The organism is Paenibacillus sp. Y916 (genome assembly GCF_056786435.1).
Map to the genome: position 1 here is coordinate 586974 of NZ_JBXCJA010000002.1, position 17534 is coordinate 604507.

The window sequence follows — 17534 nt, forward strand, 5'->3', positions numbered from 1 at the left end:
CGATTTCGTTACACTGGTGGTTAGTTATTATCATTCTCAAGCAATTCAATGAGTACCTTCAAATGATCAGAGCTATCTATGTAAGCATAGCGCCCACCTGTATATTCACCTTTCTGAATCAACGGCATGCCATTCTTCTCTAGCAACATCACTTTTTCCTTCATTCCATGGATCATGAATGCGATATGATGAACTTCTTCGCCCTGTTCATCAAGGAATTCACGCCAAGTACTCGGATTCTCATCGGGCTCAATTAATTCAATTTGCAGTTGGCCACAATCGATAAAAGCGAGCTTTGCCCGTGCTTCTGCAGGTTGACCTTTGTATTCCGTCTGTGACATTTCAAGCGGATCAGTCATAGACCACTTTGGTTTCTCAATGCCAAAGAAATCAGCATAAACTTGTGATACCTTTTCAATATCTTTGACGACGATCCCGATTTGTGTCACGACTTGAGTTCCCAATATGTTCTTTTCCATCCTTATCAGTCTCCTTTAGTAGTAGTCAAAACGAAAGCGCTTGCACAAATTTCCATTGATAAAGCTGATCACAGGATGACTCGATTCTACCAAATAATCTACACCTTGTCACATCCCACGAACTCTTCACCAATGAATCCCACGCCATGCGATGTGTAATCCGTAGAACAACTACCGATACGTTGGAAGAAGAAAGGGGATCGGTATGCGATAGCCCTACATCTTCTATCCAAGAAGGCAACAGTTAGCTCTTCACAGTGAATGACTCACATTATCTTTTTTTGTCTATACCAATAAGAGTATATCTCCTCATATCCGAGTCCCGCATATAATTTTATAGCTGGCGCATTACTTTTCACTACCAACAAGTAACTGTGGCTTGCCCCATTCAACTTGGCCCACTTCCCAATGTGCAAAATGAGTTCTCTAGCATATCCTCTATTCCTATAGTTAGGATCTGTGACAATATCATAGAGTCCAACATGATTTTGTTCGATCACGCCAACGCCACAAGCAACGGGAATGTTATCATGATAGAGTGTAAAAAAGCCTTTCTTTAGATATGACTTGGACAGTAAACTCTTGGTGACTTCAGCATTAGATTGAGTGAGTTGATTCATATCCGTCACAATATTTAGCCATTCATTCGTCATTTCAACACTAACATGTACATCGTTTGTTCGAGGTTCTTCAAGCACTGACAGATCAAGAATTTGAACACTTGAATGGTCCACAACATCATAACTTAAGCCGTTCAATATATTGTCTATATTCCCTGGAGTAACAAAAGGAGTTATTTTAAAGATGGTATCCAATCCAACGCTCGCATAAACATCTTCACAATACTGGATTTTACCTAGAGTATCCTGCTCATTCTCATTGTAAATGGGGCTAATGGAATTCGATCTTTTCGTATATCCGTTAGCGAAACGTAAGAGCCACCCGTCATGAACAAAACTCTGTAATGCCGGCCAAGCGTTAAGGGCGTATTCCTCAATCTTTCTATCCATACCATTCACCACCATATATTCACTTTGAATAAATATACACGGTATTGAATGTTCATTCAATGGTTTATAATCACTTTTTTTATAAATACTTTTCCTTTAATGAACCTACAACCATACTAAAATAATCCACAAAAGATTACTAACCCTACAATTTGCTGAATTAACGATACACTCTACTTGTGTTTCATTTTCATTAAATTTAAATAAATACCCGTGCTTAATAAACGCATTTCTAGAGTTAACCAAGCCAAACGTTCCCTCTTCAGTTTCTTCAATTTTATAATCCGTTCATCACTCTACTATAATAATTATTGAGACCTATGAGAACGAAAATCCCACCAATTATCTCCCCCTTATTACTTAAACGAGCATGAAATAATATGGTTACTTACAAAATTAATTCTCTTGAATGTGTCGACTATTTCAAGTTGCTTTCTAATTATCTATTAACCCAATTTGGTATATGTTGTCCAAAATACTTACCAATCTTCTCTAATTCTAGCATTACTACTTTGATTTTCTCTTCTTCTAAAAACCAATTCTCTCTACTAATAGCTCTATTATCAATAACTGTCGATACCATATACCTAATATTCATTGGAAAAACGGTCTGATAAGTCATTAATGCTCGTCTTGAGTGATGCGCTTTGCATACCAGCATGACACTCTGAACATTTAAGTCTTTTGACTTCATTACTTCCCAACAATTTCTAGCATTATCAAAAGTATTCTTTGCTTGATCTTCTCTTAATATGACTTCTTCAGGTACACCTAGATTTATTCCGATTTTTCTGAAATAATTCCATTCTGTTTCATTAATTTTCGAATTATAACCTCCTGAAGGCAGTATGTATGGTGCTAAACCTTTATGGTAAAGCTCCGCAGCTCTTTCCATTTGTTGAGGATGACTACCACCAGGTACTACAATAATATCTGCTGGTAGAATTTCCGTTTCAACAAATATTAAATCCGTAATACAACTAAAAGGATATTTCATGTTCTTCCTCTTCCTTGAAATAAATTCATTTTTCTAAATTAATTTTAATCTCTCATTTGCGTAAGTAGCCTCACCTATCATTCCTGCTCTTTCACCTAGTTGGGCCTGCTGAATCTTACATGCGTGATTGGATATCTTTAACGCGTGTTTAGCCGTTGTCTCTCGAACGATATTTAGCAATCTATCACCAGCAGCAGACATGCCACCACCTACAATAATGACTTCAGGGTTCAATAAATTGATAACGTTAGAAAGACCATAACCTAATATCCTCCCCGTTTCATGCATAACTTCAATAGCGAGATGATCTCCTAGATCATATGCTTCGGAAATCATTTTCGCTGATATTTCACTTTGATCTTGCCCGACCCATTCTTGAATAATACTTTTTTGACCTGCATTGAGTCTCTCAATACAGGTATTTACCATGCCTACCGCAGAAACATATCTTCCTAAGCATCCTGAACTTCCGCATTTACAAGGACGCCCCTCTCTGTACATATTCATATGTCCAATTTCCCCAGCACTTGAAGTTGTACCATAAATGACTTTTCCATCATTGACTATTCCCGACCCTAACCCTGTTCCTAACGTAATTAATACTAGATTTTGATAACCCATTCCAGAACCATATCGCCATTCACCGTAGAGATTTACACGAACATCATTATCAATAAAAGTAGGAAAATCAAAAAAAGTCTTCATACGATTAACAACATGAATGTTGCTCCAGTCAGGGAAATTAGGTGAAAAAATCGAAAGCCCTTCATAAGGATCTAAAAGACCTGGAATACCCATCCCCATACACTTAATATCGGTTAGAGATAAATTTGATGTAAGAATCATTTCCATGATCGTTTCTGTAATTCTATCCATTACATGGTCAGGCCCCATGGCTGCTTCAGTAGGAACACTTTTTTCTGTTAGCGTCTTAAAATCATTATTAAATATAGCCGCTTTGATGTTGGTACCACCAAGATCAATTCCTATAGTAAACTGATTCATATATTTCATCCTATTCTGTAGTTTGTCAGACTTATTCGGTTGGATGTACGAACTGAACCTGCTTCTCGATATCCTTCTTGACGGCCGAGGAGCGAATCTGATGGAAGGAATGTTATGTCACTAACTTCCTTAGTTACTCTCTAGTTCCTTAACTAATATTGAATTTATCTCTCTTAATGTCCTGTCTGTCTTGAACTCATCCCTTGGATCAGACCAACTAAATCCATCTCCCACGTATCTTGGGATTACGTGCATATGGTATTGGCTCTTAAACCAGTTTCTAGTTCTCTTTCCTGCAAAAGGCTCATCTAAAAATCCCCTTACGACTAGCGGCTTCTTTAATTTCTTACTAGGAATATTCTCTATCGAGGTCTTCTTACCATAAATCTTTCAGTATTTTTTACAAATCCATATTGTTCGTACAATCCGTGAGCATCAGCTGTTCCTAAGAATCCAGATAAACCTTTTAAATCTTCGCTCTGTATAATGACTTTTACTAGATTTTTGCCAATGCCTCTACCTCTATACTCATCATCAATTACGACATCACACAACCAGTATGTGGTTGCCCAATCAGTGATAACTCGTGCAAATCCAATCTGTCTACTTCCATGATAGACACCATAACATAGTGAAGTTTCAATCGATCTATTCATTATTTCAACTGATCTTTTATTCGCCCAATAAGACGCAGCTAAAAACATATGGATAGTTTCATGATTTAAGAGTGTTTTGTCTGTGCTAATCAAATATTCTTCGAATCTAACTTCCATAAAAACATCCTCCATTTTGCTTCATGATAGAACTGGATACAATTCCTGAATTACTTACGATTGCCTTCGATATGGTTCAAATAGTATTCAATACCAGCCCTATCTACATCAGAAAATTGTCTAGGATTATCATCTATTAGAATCCTCAAATCTCTTACATTGATCCACCTGATCCCTGTTGTTTCGTCGCCTGATTTCAGTAATTCTCCGTTTGCTTTGCATCTGAAATAATATCCAACTGAATCTACAGGTCCTTTTATAGTTTGAAATGCTGCAAATGGTTTTATACATTCAACTTCAAAGTAAACTCCCTCAGTAACAATCCTTAATTCTTCTCCTTCTATTGTAATGAGATCCAATCCAGTTTCTTCTTTAACCTCTCTTCTTAGGGCTTGGGTTAGTGATTCAAACTGTTCAATTCGTCCACCAGGTAGTTCAATTGTTATAGGTTCATTCGTTTTTGTTCTATTCTGAATGACAATTTCTAATTCTCCATCCATTTGTCTTTCAATTATTGCCCTTGTATTAACATAAAACATGACATCATCCCTCTCTGTTAAAGCTGTTTCCAAACTCTGCATATGATTTCACATTACGTTGTGCATTCCTGGCTAGATGATGATCACTATATCTAAGAGTTACCTTCACGATTCCATTGTTCTATCAATCCTTCAAGTTCTAATAAATCTCTTACAATTCCATCTGATTCAAATCGTTCTGTATAATAAGTGTCTTCTTTCCAAATCCCCCTCATACCAGCATCTCTACTCGCAATTACATCATTTGTCGGATGATCTCCCACGTAGATACATTCTGTAGGTTGTACGTTCATCCTTTCAGCTGCTCTAAGGAATATAGATGGATCCGGTTTTCGAATTCCCTCTAATTCAGATATCAATATGACTTCAAAGTAGTCTTGTATTCCTAATGCTTGAATATTACTAGATTGAAAATCACCATATCCATTTGTAATCATTCCGAGCTTGTATCCCTTATTTTTGAGATTATTTAGTGTTTCAATTGTATTAGGGAACGACACTGCAAAAGATGAGAATCCGATTGTGTAGTCAGATAGTAAGTCATTCCAATCTAAAGGTAATTGAAATTCCTTGATGAGGTCCTGATAGACTTTATCCTTCCAGACATACCCACGATGATCAAGTTCAATGAAACGGTTAATATAGTCTTCTTTATTAATATCCTTAGCGTGTTTTATAATCCTTTCATATTGATCGACAATAAAAAGGTATAACGAATGATTACGATCCAAGAGATTTCCATCAAGATCAAAAATAATTGATTGAATCATATAATCTCCATCCTTTAGTAGTTCAAGTGATTTTCGTCTAACGTTCGCGTATTACCGACGTCCAAACGGCTTAGGGATTCTAGATTCGGGTGTCTCTACCACTTAGCGATTGAGGAACAAATGAGATAATGCTGTTTTCAGCACCTCGATTCATATTCAAAAAACACTTACAAAATCCCTTAAACCATCTTTTAATATTTCAATTCCTTCAATTACACTTTTCATATTTTCTTCATCATTCATATTATTCCTTGCATGTAACAAAACGGGTCTTAATGATTCTACTGAATTACCAAATTGATACATCCATTCATATCTTGGTACCATCCACAAATGAAAATGATGTGTCGTGTCTTCATTATAAAAGTAATATACCTTATCGATTCCCAATAATCGCCTTTGTTCATGCCTTATCTTATGTATTAAAGAGATATATTCCATTTGTTCTTCAACCGTTAGCTCATCCATGCTGTAAAAATGTCTTTTCGAGGCTAGTATCACTAAACCTGTAATCGGGTAAGCAACATCTTGATGCACATGAAAATTGGAACTTTCATACATTGTTCCACCCGTTGGTGTGATTAATCCACTTGTTAAGGCGCAGCTTAAGCATTCTACTTCTACTGATCTACCGTCAGCCAATGTAATATGTTTTGGCATACTTCACCTCCAGGTTATAATAACGGACTTACTTAGTCATTTCATCTAAGGTTCGAGTAGCTTAAATAACCGAAGGGAACGGGTCGTCAGACTTAGCTGGTTGAATGTGTCGCCTGAATCCACTTCTCTAAGATTCTTCTTAGCGATCATGATCGAATGCCCGCAGTAAGAGTGCATTGTTATGTAACGTACCTTGCTTCTTTGGATCACTTCCCGATTACAGTTCGTTAATCATGTGTATATCTTTTGGTTCTTTATTAAAAAGTTCCACATCTATTTCTTCTGTTATCTGACTCCCATTACTCTTATAAAAGGATACAGCTGACCTTGTTTCCGTCGAAGAAATATACAGATACTTGGCCCCCCTTTTTTTGGCCTCTCCTTTCAATTCATTTAATATCCGGGTTCCAACACCTTTTCTTCTATAGTTTTTAGATACGTACATTAAATCTATCTGCAATTGATCTTGATTATTGCCTCTAAATTGATGAGCAAGAACTCCGAATCCAATTAATGTGTCTCCATAGAATGCTCCGATGGACAATCCGCCATTACGTAATTCAAACAAATATCGTTCTTGTATTTCCTCTATCAAATCTTCATTCCAATTAGCGCATTCATGGTTCGTGGTGATTTCTACTATTTGTCCATTTTGCATCTCATAAATTAGATCGATGTGCTCGGTTCGGTCGATTTCTTTAAGTTTATTTACTAGATCTAAAGACATTATTTGATATGTAATCATGGGTAGCCTCCATAAAATAGGTAGTGTTCTCGAGGGACGTTTATTTCATATGTACTTTTAACTTATCGGCCTCTAGTGCCATCTCCTGATGAATATTGATAATTTGCTCAAGCTGAACAACACGTTCCTGAAGCTTTGAGTTTAGAGGATCATCTTTTAACTGAGCCGCCAATGATAAAAACTGGGGCACTTCCCAGACGCTTCGTAAAGCAGTACTTAAACAGTAACCATACCTAGCTAGTCGCTCGTCCCCCTGCCATCCCATATCCCTCAATCCTTTGATGTAGGCTTTGAATAAAGATTGTTGAAAAGCTTCGTATTCAATTGTCGGAATAATGCCCAGGCTCATGTTTACACCAAACATCTTCCCAAGGTCCTCACCGATGCCTGATATACTCATGAATTGCCAGTCTATCAGCACTAATTGATCGCTCTCTGAATCATTTTTGTTTATTAGCATATTCATTTGACTCAAGTCTTGATGTGCTAGCACACGTGGCAAGCACTCAAGAGAAGTTAAGTTTTCTTCAATATCTTTAGAAAAGCTTAGAAACCACGTCCAAATGCTCAGTTCATTTTTCCTTTGTAATCGATTTAAGTAAACTTCCGGATTAGGAGCATACATTCGACTTGATGTTGTCCATGACTTAAGCCAGCCTCTGCATATCCATTCCTCATTGGGTATTTCTTTTCCCGTAATATAGCTTCCATTAAAACGGCCTATCTGACGAGCGATAAAGTCAAACTGTTCCTGTGAATGTGCATAGTTACCTTCTATACGTTCCATCCATAACCATATGGTACCATCCTGCTCTTCTTCAACAAGATAACTCCTGGCAGCTTTAATTGCCTTGGGCAGATCTTCCATAAGCTTTGATTCAAACACAAGTGCTTCCCGACGCCAGTAATTGTGATGATGAGGTTCTTCTTTCTCTGCACTATCCGCTTTAATAACTTTTAATATAATAGACCATGGCTGCTGCTCATTATTAATTCTTACGGAGCCATGCAGATGAAAAATTCCCGCTGTTGTAAAATTTGGTGTTTTATAATCTAAATCGTCGCATGTGATCGTTATAAGTTCTAATGTAACTTCACCAAATATGTTTTGGATACAAGCATAGATTTGATCAATTTTGTTCCCTATAGGTAAACTTGTATTATTATGTACTAACAGATTCAAACCTATGAACCTCCCTAATTTATTGACTAGTATTATCGAAATTTATTATTTTCAACAATCCGAGAATTATATTCATTCAAAGTTTTACTCTCCTGCCTGTTAGCTAATTATTTTTAATGCTGCGCATTCCTGAGGTTCAAGCAGTTTAAGGATTGTAGGTTGGGCGGATCAGACTTATGCGATTGGATGTGTCGCCTGGATCAGCATCCTTGAAATCCTCCTAGGCGACAGATAGACGCTTGCGACGATACAGAAATGCATTGTATCAGGAGATCTCTCTCCCCTTAGTTTACTTTCAAAATATCTATTATTCATTTGTCTATTTTATAAATTCTTCTTTGATTTCATCCTTTAGATCCCATATAGACCATGCTGCTTCTAAGAGATTCCCTTGATTATCTCTAAAATAAAAATACTTTGCCTCCCCGTCTCCAAGTGTCTGCAAATCATCAACTACAATTCCATTATTCTTCAAGTAACCATGAGTATATTCGATATTCGGACAATTTATAGCCATGATTGGAAATGACTTTCCATTACGCGTTATTTCCAATCTATTTTTGTCTTCAGTCTCTATAAGTAATAAAGCAATTGAATGTTTATAAGGATGGTGTAACACCGCCATAAATGAACCCCGATCCTGGAACTTATTCATTAATTTAAATTGCAAATTTCCTGTATACCATTCTATTGATTCCTCAATGTTTGAAGTTGGAACGTAGACATAACCAATTTGTGTAAAGGAAAAATGTTTACTCATAGTTAATCCTCCGTTGGTTTTGGTTTATTTGTTTTGATTTTATTTTATCTTCATTGAAATCATATATTTTTCACCCAATATATTCCTCATCGATTTCTTCTCACGTTGCGCATTCCTGACGTTCAAGCGACTTAAGTGGCCGAAGGGAACGGGTCATCAGACTTAGCTGGTTGGATGTTTCGCCTGAATTCGCTTTCACTTCACATTTTGTTAAACGTATTATTCAGAATGCCTCTTAGCTCTTCTTTACACTTTTCAATATCAAATTGTGAATTATTGATCCATTGCTTATCAATTTTTAATGAATCAAAAATTTCACGTTCAATATTCTTCATTTCTTGAAGAACTTGAACAGTCCCATCAAATCCACGATATCCCTGCATCTTGCCAAATCCTTGATTTGTATAATATTCAATAAATCCGTCGGACCATTCCTTAGGTCTTTCATTTATTGCTTTTTCAAAAGTAGACTTGATATCTTGTTGGTCAACATAAATCAATAAAGGATTCAATGACTTTACTGCATCCTCTAACTGTAATACGTAGTTAATAACATCTTCTTTTGGTTTGTTATATTTCACCGTACCTATTGTCACTGGGTTTTGTATAAAACAACATTCAAATATGTGTAATGAATTACTCTGAAGATTATCTTCCTTAAAGCCATTCCACTTTTCTGTAATCAGCCTTACGTTTTGTTCGAATGGCAACTCGTAAATATCTTTTGTGGATATTTCATGTAGTAACTCATCTGGAAAATCAGATCCATATTCATTTTTTATTTTTCGATAGGGGATTAAGAAATCACTCCCTTGTTTTACTGCTCTACTCTCTAATATTTCTTTAAATCCTTCATGGTCTGCCAATAACCTATTAAATTCTTCTTGTCTATAAAAGGAAACTCCATCGTAATCAGCAGGATGATCTAAATTTCCTTCTAAAAAAACATGTGTCTCAATACTTCTTTCATCACATATTTCAGATACTAATTGTGCGACAGTCGTTTTCCCTGATCCAGGTAATCCCTCAATCATAATCAATTGTGTATTGATAGATTTAACTCCTCCATCTTTTGTATTCAAATTAAACCATCAAGGTTTCCATTTTGTCCGATTTCACTAACTTTTGGCTTTCCTAATGTACAGTACTTCCATGAAATTATAATCATTGTTCCTTATTTATTGTCTATTGTTGTTTCTCTATTTATAAAACAGTCTATTAAAAAAAACCATATAAACAACAAATGAAATCCTAAGAAAGTCACAATATATTCCTGCTCAATAAAAAGCACTATAGGTACAAGTAATAAAAAGAGTAATCATTTTTTTTCAATTTGCCTTTCATCATGAATCCCCACCTTTCATATTCCTCTTGGTGACCGAGAGCGTTAGCGACGCAACAGGTATGGTGTTGTTAACCCTTCATACCAGAGTATAGTAAGGTATCCAAAAAGGATCCCTAGAACTGATGTTTCTTCCATTTACGAATCCTAGAACGAAATGTCTTGAAAGGCGCAACTGAATTAATGTGAATCCATTTGACCATCGCCCACCTCGGATTAGTACCTGTCCATTGTCTAACACCTTGCGTAAAAAGTTCTTCTTCATCCAAAGAATCAATCCATTCCTGCCATTGTTGTTCTGCTTCTTTGAATAAAGATCTCAATTGGTTTAAAGAGTAGGACGCATATGTATCATAAAATGATTGATACAGTCCGCCAAGTTGATTCCATTTATAGTTTGGAGCAGGCATAATGACTGGTTTACCTATTTTTTCATCCCTGTCCCATCCCATAACAAGATTCATCCAGCCAAGTTGATAGGCAATGATTTCTGCAGGCGTGCGATCTACCTCTTGAATACGTATGTCTTTTTGATGCTCACTAATTCCATCAAATTCAATATCCAGAGACAGATAACCGATATGGATAGCGCTTTTCAATGCCTGTTTAGATTCATAATCATAACTTGGCATAAAAATCCCCCTTTTTAAAATTCGAATAATATATCTCAAATTCTAATTCTGTAATTTCTTTGTTAAGTAGAGAACAATATCATGATCTATTACAACAGTTTCCCCATATTCAACATAATGTTGTCCATTATGTATCCCTTTACCATCTGGGACATAACCACGATTTGCATACAGCACTTGAGCATTACCATAATCAGAAAATACTCCTACTCCGATTCCGGCAACGGATGATTTTTCTCTTATTATTTCTTCGGCGCGATCCATCAATTTAGAGCCAATACCTAATCTTCTATATTTTAATAAAACATTAAAGTCATTAACTTCTGGTATACTTTTCTCCCTAAATGCAGGATAATACGATTTCCAAAGTACATTTACATACCCAACAAATTGTCCATTTACTTCGGCAATCAATGTCACTCTTTCCCCGTTATTCTGTTCAATTATATATCTCTCATAAAGAGAAATAGATTTGTCCCAGCCTTGTTCTTTAAAAGCATCCGAAATAATCCTTGGATCATTTTCAGTTGCTTGTCGAATTGATATAGTCATAATTCATCTCACTTTCTTTATCATAATCTTCTTGTTCAGCGGGGATTTCTCATAACATTCGCGCATTACCGACGTCCAAACAGCTTAAGGAACGTAGATCCTGGTCGTCAGACTCAGTTGCTCGAATATATCGCCTGAACAAGCTACTTGAAAATCCTCCTAAGCGGGCCCACGCAATAGGAATGCGATGTGATGTCGGGGACATCTTCGATTTACCCCAAAATATTTTCATGATCTTACTTCATTTAAAAATCTTGTTATCACAGGTAGATCTGGGGGACTTATTTGATCTGGTATCTTGTTCAGATCAAAAAGTTCTCGTCTTGCAACTTCTTTCATTTCTTCCCCAGGCTCCATTGAACCTCCCGGTAATCCCCATAAACCATTATCCGTTCTTTGTTGTAATAATAATCGACCTTCTCCATCTATAAGAATGACACATGCTCCAGCCATAATTATTGGATAGGTACCTACTAACTCTCTTAATTGTCTTATGTAATTCAATATCTTCACGCCCCTTTTGGTCTTCATTTGCCTTAACTGGTTTTATTAATACCTATCCTCGATTTCACCTAACGTTGTTGTATTTCCAACCCCTTACCAAAAGCGGCTTAAGTGACCAATAGGAACGGTCGTCAGACTTAATCAATCCGGTATTCACTTTTTATTTATAGCTTCTATTACAATCTCCCCTTCACCTGAAGGCACTTCAAATCCATTGAGAAAAGATGTTAATATTTCCTCTGTAATAGTAAATGCAGCATTTGCGTCAAATCTCTTACTTCGTAGGCGAAGCCGTTCACGTAATTCGTTTGGATGAACTTTCAAATAAATAAGTTTCCACTCTCCACCCGCCTCCTCTATAAGATTCTTATATTCCATTCTTTTTTTGTGTTGCCAAAAACTAAAATCAATCACTACATTACGATTTTCTCCCAATAGAATCATTAATTCATTTCGCAACTTAATTTCAGCTTCTATTTTGAGTTGCTCATATATTTCAGTTGGATAATCAATGCCATATCGCCCCTTTGTAACCCATATTTCTTCATCAATGGAGAGACGCACAAAACCATCTTTCTCTAACTGCTGAGCAAAAGTAGTTTTACCAGAACCTGCTACCCCACACATCATTACTACCGATGGAACAGTTGGATCTTTCTGAAGAATCATATCTTTTATATCCGAGTTCTCATACATCAATTTTCTCCTCTCATTTTTGAGTTTTCTATGTTTTAATGTTCAAGGTAAATTGATAGCCATTTTTATATTTTTGTTTTGCACTAATTTTCTATAACATTCACACATTTCTGACGGTCAAGCAACTTAAAGAGCATAGCACCAGGTCGTCAGACTTTGCCTGGCGAAGGTATCACCTGAAATAACTTGTGTTATCCTTAGTTAAACAGACTGCCTAATGTTGGCAGCCTGTTTAACTAGTTTTTTTATCTACAATCCAAAATGTTCACTAACTAATTTAAATTGTTCATCAACACTCATGCCAGCTGTTCTTTTAATTGTTTTGATACCACTCTTAACGCAGGCAGTTTTGATTATATTTGAAAACATAATCATCGACTTATTACTGTGCATGATCGTTTCCTTTGGGTTTGATGTACAAGCGTTAATACAATCCAAAATCATCTTGTGGTCTTCTCTAAAGAAATATAATCTCTCAATTTCTGCATCAGACGTGAAAAGACATATCATTCTTTCTTTTGGAATAAAAGATAAAATGCTTTCGGGCATTATCCCTAAATCAATAATAATCGGTCTGTTACTTGGTAACTTTAACAAATCGATCACAAAGAATTCCAGCATTTCTTCGACTATTTGAAAGAGCCAATGACAATGCTCATCAACGGGTTTATTAAACCACTTATCCCAGTCTAAATTAGGATTAGGCATTTGAAGGGCAGGATAATCAACAGGGTTAGAGAATGGTCTATATTTCAGGACATCATCCGCTAAAGTTTGAAATCCTAACTCCTTAATAAATTTCTTTGTCATCGTCGTCTTCCCTGCGCAAGGTCCACCATTTAACCAATACACGTGCTTTAATTGTTCTTTTAAATATTCATCATTTATTTTCATATTTACTCCTCCTCAAATTAATTGATTTTGAGGAAGTTCACGGATCCTTATCATTCTATAGCAGTGAAAATACATAATATATAAATCCTCCTTTCTTTTTATATAATATAATTCTGTAATCCAAGTGTTCTTTCCTTCTTCATTCCTAAACACTCATTCACAAAGTTATTTCTTCATCTTCGAGTTGTCCTTCATTAATATACTGTATTAAACTTCTCACTTCTTTATCTGCCCTCTCTCTGATTGGACGTATATTCCACCAATTAGCTGGTAGTTCTACATCCGTTCCAACCATTTTAAAATCTATCCAATTAGGCATATATGTTTTAAGAGTAAGTAAACATCTCCTCAAATGTCCAGAATCACTAACTGCAATTATTCTCTTAATTTTATGTAACCCAAGAGCTCGATCCAATACTAATATGGATGCCAAGACATTTTCTTTAGTATGATTTGATATTGTTTCTATTACTACTGCTTCTTCTGGAACACCCTGTTCAATTGCATATCGTTTCATAGAAATTGCTTCAATTTCATCTCGTTGCCCCCACTTATCTCCTCCTGAAAATAAAATAACAGGAGCTCTTCCCTCTTTATATAATTGTATAGCCTTTTTGGACCTATCTAAATTCCCGTTGCCGAATACCATGATGCAATCGCCCTTCAATTCTGATTCTACTCGCTCACTAGGATACAACAGAGTTATCATTTGTTCTGGTGTTAATTCATCAGGGTTTATCTTAGAAATAAGCATTCATTATTCCTCCTTATCTATTAATTAATGACTTCAGAGACTTTCATATAACTTTCCGCATTAATGACATCCAAGCAGCTTAAGGACCGTAGGTCCAGGTCGTCAGATCAGACTTATCAGATTGAATACATCTCCTGAATCCACCTCTCCGATGTCCCCTTCGGCGACTGAGGGCCATAGGTAACGATGTAAGAATGGTCTGTTATCGGATGTCCTCGATTTCTTCGAATCTTCAATATAATTGTTTTTTGACCTTGTATTCATAGAGACTTTTAATATCGTTAATGATATGTATCACCTACGAGACTTCCTCTTTGCTTACCAAGGGAGCCTAGCGACCACTGTGGTAATATGTTGTTATGTGATGTCATTGCCATCTTGAATTACCTTCATATTATCTTGTATATGTTTTATTACATCTCTTGAACTTTTCATCTCGAATCTCTTATAAGAATACTCATTTGTGATGTCCAATACCTCTTTCAGATTGTATCCGTGGTTCCATTTAATCAACATCTTTATTAAATTATTGAAAGACTGCTTGTAATTCCACTGCTCTATTCCTGTTCTTGACCTAATAAATCTCCTGATAATTCTATAATCCCTTATATATACATTAGGATTTAAAATATATATGATATCTGCCTTTATAAAACTTTCGTTCGTCCAATTGTATTGAACTCCCTCAATAATCCACGACTCTAGTCTAACTATTCTATTGAATTCTGCATCTCTTATTGCCTCAGGAAATCTTAGATTTACCACACTTCTGTCCCAAATCATATTATCAAGTTCATAATTGATTATCCCTAACTTCTCAGAAATTTCCTTACCTAGATATGATTTTCCACTTCCACAGGAACCAATAATACGTATTTTAATATTTTTCATCTCCTTGAAATGGCTTTCATTATCTTTTTATTTGTGTTTTTATCTTGTCATATTTCTTTCTAAAGGTCCCTCTGTTGTCAGGCAACAGATTAATATTCGATAAAGATGCTATTTGTGTTACAACATCCTCAATAGTCAATTTATTTGTATCAATATGTTTCTCAAATATGCTATTGGAAAGACCTTCTATGCATCTATCGATCTGTCGCTCAGCCCACGAATTCTTTCTTTCACCTCTACTTCTTAATCTCTTTTGTAAGACTTCTTTCGTTGCACATAATACAAAATGATTGATAGAAATTCTATCACTTCTTAATCTACCTATGATTTCTTCGAAATACTGGGGATTCACTATGGTCATGGGTACTATAATCGTTCCTTCATAATGATTGTTTATGTGTTTTAACATAGTGTAATTAATCTCACTCCACATTGGATAGTCTTGAAAATCATTCTTTTTAACTTCGGCAGGAATATTCTTCCGGATAAAAAAGCCAACATTTTCAGGATCATAAATAAATGAATCGGAAATTCTTCTTTGTAATTCATAGGCAGTTTGAGTTTTTCCAGATCCAAATGCACCATTGACCCATATAATCACATAATTCACCTCTATGGTTCTGGATATTTGTTCTCCTAACGTACCCCCATTTGTGGAACGATCCATACACCTATCGAATCTGAATGCTAGTTGTTTTAAGATTGACTACGCTTTTGTCTGAAACTCCTGCAACCTGCTAGCAATTGGCTCGTTGTCAGGAAATATTGCAGCTGCACAGGTCAGAATGTGGAAAGCATCCTCTTTGTGCCCATTCCACGTTAATGCTTCAGTGATGCGCATAAATTCAAAATCCACTAGATAATACTTGTCTTGTTCCATTCTAGTGATGCGATGATACTCTTCCATCGCCTTCTCCACTCCATTAGTTACGGCTAAGTCTGCAACTATGTGTGCCATTGATCGCTTTATTTGGTGAATGTTCGAACCAAGCAATAGATCAAGTATTGGATAGGTTACGCTCCCAAGCCAGACGTAGTCACAATTAGTCATCACAGAAATAGCGATATTTTCATCAGGAAGTAGAATTAGATCACTTAGAAATCCGGTATCCCATCCGGAATGTGAGACGATTCGAATACCCTTATATTCTCCCACAAACCAACCCAGACCGATTTGTGCATTTTCTTGTCCGTATCCAGTAGCTGCATGTGGCTTCCACATTTCATCATAGCTGCTAGACTGCAAGGAATTATATCCATCCTTTGCAATTCCCTGTTTAAGATGCATTAGCATATACTGGCACATGTCATCAACATTGGTATATAGAGTGGAACTAGGTCCATGCGCCCTATTGTAAGGATATATATCACTGATATACCCGCCGTACCCATCGGAAGTCCTGAGCACATGAGGTGCTGCAAGATGAGCTTCTACCTCCTTTTTCAAAAAGGAACTGGACTGCATTCCTGCCGGTTCAAGAATATGCCTTTTGATATAATTCTCGAAGCTCATTCCGCTAACCTTTGCTATCAAGTCGCCCAATATCTCGTAGCCAATATTACTATAAGCATATTTAATTCCAGGCTCGCTCAAAAGCTTGTGATGACGGATACTTTTTACGTATCTTTCAAGACTTTGCTCGTCGTATTCGGGCCGATCCCATGCATAATCTTCTTCATCTGGCATGCCAGAAGTATGGTTCAAAAGCTGCCTTATAGTAATATATTGATACCGCTCGTCCTCCATCTTAAAGTAAGAAAGATATTTCGCGATTGGTGAATCCAGATCTACTTTTCCATGCTCAACCAATTGCATAATGGCCGTTACAACGAATGTCTTTGAGACGGAAGCTTGGTGAAACAAAGTGCTACGAACAACAGGATCACCAGTCGATAAATTGGCTGTTCCATATTCACCAGCAAAGAAAATTTGGTTGTCCTTCACTATCCCGACGGCTAATGCCGGAAACTGTCCATTTTCAACAAAATCGGTTAACATCGCGTGCAACGGACTCTCAGTTTTCTGATATTTGTACATTTTGTCCTCCCTAATATCCAGCATCGGCATTCCATGTGTTCACTATCAGAGGTTCACGACGGAAACCCACCTACTACTTGCTCTCGCTTTCATCAGTTGGATTTCTGTGTTGGTGTATATACTTCTATGTAATTTCTTCTCCCAACCAAGGGCGTATGCCCGTCGAATGAAACTTGTGTTATAGGATGTCAGCGTCATCTCCCTCTGGAATCTCAACCTTCCCATTTTTCCATGCAAGATCACTAGTTTCACGCCAAATACAAAAAGTAACATCCTCATTATCTATTGCTTCATCCACCAGTTTTATCTC

At 36.5% G+C, this 17534-nt stretch carries 22 protein-coding genes; all 22 read right to left on the bottom strand.

Translation table 11 applies throughout. The features are described 5' to 3' along the window. Positions 1-20: 20 nt before the first annotated feature. The 22 genes from AC1TO9_RS07005 to AC1TO9_RS07110 all read right to left on the bottom strand — a co-directional run bounded on the left by AC1TO9_RS07005 (position 21) and on the right by AC1TO9_RS07110 (position 17224). A complete protein-coding gene (locus AC1TO9_RS07005; RefSeq protein WP_482058711.1) occupies positions 21-479 on the bottom strand; it encodes a VOC family protein in 459 nt (152 codons plus the stop codon). A 266-nt stretch (positions 480-745) separates the two neighbouring features. Beyond that, positions 746-1489, bottom strand: coding sequence for a GNAT family N-acetyltransferase (locus AC1TO9_RS07010; RefSeq protein WP_482058712.1), 744 nt, complete (start codon positions 1487-1489; stop codon positions 746-748). A 439-nt stretch (positions 1490-1928) separates the two neighbouring features. After that, entirely contained in the window at positions 1929-2486 is a 558-nt protein-coding gene (locus AC1TO9_RS07015) for a YdcF family protein (RefSeq protein ID WP_482058713.1), read from the bottom strand. 33 nt (positions 2487-2519) lie between these two features. Then, positions 2520-3491 (bottom strand): ROK family protein, encoded by a 972-nt coding sequence (locus AC1TO9_RS07020; protein ID WP_482058714.1) that lies wholly within the window; start codon positions 3489-3491, stop codon positions 2520-2522. Positions 3492-3853: 362 nt separating this feature from the next. Beyond that, a complete protein-coding gene (locus AC1TO9_RS07025) occupies positions 3854-4264 on the bottom strand; it encodes a GNAT family N-acetyltransferase (protein ID WP_482058715.1) in 411 nt (136 codons plus the stop codon). Between the two features lie 50 nt (positions 4265-4314). Next, entirely contained in the window at positions 4315-4836 is a 522-nt protein-coding gene (locus AC1TO9_RS07030) for an NUDIX hydrolase (RefSeq protein WP_482058716.1), read from the bottom strand. Positions 4837-4895: 59 nt separating this feature from the next. Further along, positions 4896-5573, bottom strand: coding sequence for an HAD family hydrolase (locus tag AC1TO9_RS07035; protein ID WP_482058717.1), 678 nt, complete (start codon positions 5571-5573; stop codon positions 4896-4898). 156 nt (positions 5574-5729) lie between these two features. After that, entirely contained in the window at positions 5730-6233 is a 504-nt protein-coding gene (locus AC1TO9_RS07040) for an HIT family protein (protein ID WP_482058718.1), read from the bottom strand. Between the two features lie 45 nt (positions 6234-6278). After that, positions 6279-6410, bottom strand: a complete 132-nt coding sequence (locus AC1TO9_RS07045; RefSeq protein WP_482058719.1) for a hypothetical protein — start codon at positions 6408-6410, stop codon at positions 6279-6281. A gap of 40 nt (positions 6411-6450) precedes the next feature. Beyond that, positions 6451-6978: a GNAT family N-acetyltransferase gene (locus AC1TO9_RS07050; RefSeq protein WP_482058720.1), complete on the bottom strand. Its 528-nt coding sequence runs from the start codon at positions 6976-6978 to the stop codon at positions 6451-6453. Positions 6979-7018: 40 nt separating this feature from the next. Beyond that, positions 7019-8161, bottom strand: a complete 1143-nt coding sequence (locus AC1TO9_RS07055) for a phosphotransferase (protein ID WP_482058721.1) — start codon at positions 8159-8161, stop codon at positions 7019-7021. 319 nt (positions 8162-8480) lie between these two features. Next, a complete protein-coding gene (locus tag AC1TO9_RS07060) occupies positions 8481-8921 on the bottom strand; it encodes a VOC family protein (protein WP_482058722.1) in 441 nt (146 codons plus the stop codon). Between the two features lie 200 nt (positions 8922-9121). After that, positions 9122-9973, bottom strand: a complete 852-nt coding sequence (locus AC1TO9_RS07065) for a P-loop NTPase family protein (RefSeq protein WP_482058835.1) — start codon at positions 9971-9973, stop codon at positions 9122-9124. Positions 9974-10379: 406 nt separating this feature from the next. Then, positions 10380-10895, bottom strand: a complete 516-nt coding sequence (locus AC1TO9_RS07070; protein WP_482058723.1) for a ClbS/DfsB family four-helix bundle protein — start codon at positions 10893-10895, stop codon at positions 10380-10382. Between the two features lie 42 nt (positions 10896-10937). Continuing rightward, positions 10938-11447: a GNAT family N-acetyltransferase gene (locus tag AC1TO9_RS07075; RefSeq protein WP_482058724.1), complete on the bottom strand. Its 510-nt coding sequence runs from the start codon at positions 11445-11447 to the stop codon at positions 10938-10940. A gap of 228 nt (positions 11448-11675) precedes the next feature. Continuing rightward, complete coding sequence (locus AC1TO9_RS07080) at positions 11676-11978, bottom strand: NUDIX domain-containing protein (protein ID WP_482058725.1); 303 nt, start codon at positions 11976-11978, stop codon at positions 11676-11678. Between the two features lie 126 nt (positions 11979-12104). Then, positions 12105-12647 (bottom strand): P-loop nucleotide/nucleoside kinase family protein, encoded by a 543-nt coding sequence (locus AC1TO9_RS07085; RefSeq protein WP_482058726.1) that lies wholly within the window; start codon positions 12645-12647, stop codon positions 12105-12107. Between the two features lie 249 nt (positions 12648-12896). Continuing rightward, positions 12897-13541, bottom strand: a complete 645-nt coding sequence (locus AC1TO9_RS07090) for a hypothetical protein (protein ID WP_482058727.1) — start codon at positions 13539-13541, stop codon at positions 12897-12899. A gap of 157 nt (positions 13542-13698) precedes the next feature. After that, a complete protein-coding gene (locus AC1TO9_RS07095) occupies positions 13699-14295 on the bottom strand; it encodes a YdcF family protein (RefSeq protein ID WP_482058728.1) in 597 nt (198 codons plus the stop codon). A 357-nt stretch (positions 14296-14652) separates the two neighbouring features. Further along, positions 14653-15186: a P-loop NTPase family protein gene (locus AC1TO9_RS07100; protein ID WP_482058729.1), complete on the bottom strand. Its 534-nt coding sequence runs from the start codon at positions 15184-15186 to the stop codon at positions 14653-14655. A 19-nt stretch (positions 15187-15205) separates the two neighbouring features. Further along, on the bottom strand, positions 15206-15787 hold the full coding sequence (locus AC1TO9_RS07105; RefSeq protein WP_482058836.1) for an AAA family ATPase: 582 nt from the start codon (positions 15785-15787) through the stop codon (positions 15206-15208). Positions 15788-15892: 105 nt separating this feature from the next. Beyond that, the gene (locus AC1TO9_RS07110; protein ID WP_482058730.1) at positions 15893-17224 is read right to left on the bottom strand and encodes a serine hydrolase domain-containing protein; all 1332 of its coding nucleotides are present in this window, start codon (positions 17222-17224) and stop codon (positions 15893-15895) included. Between the last annotated feature and the right edge of the window lie 310 nt (positions 17225-17534).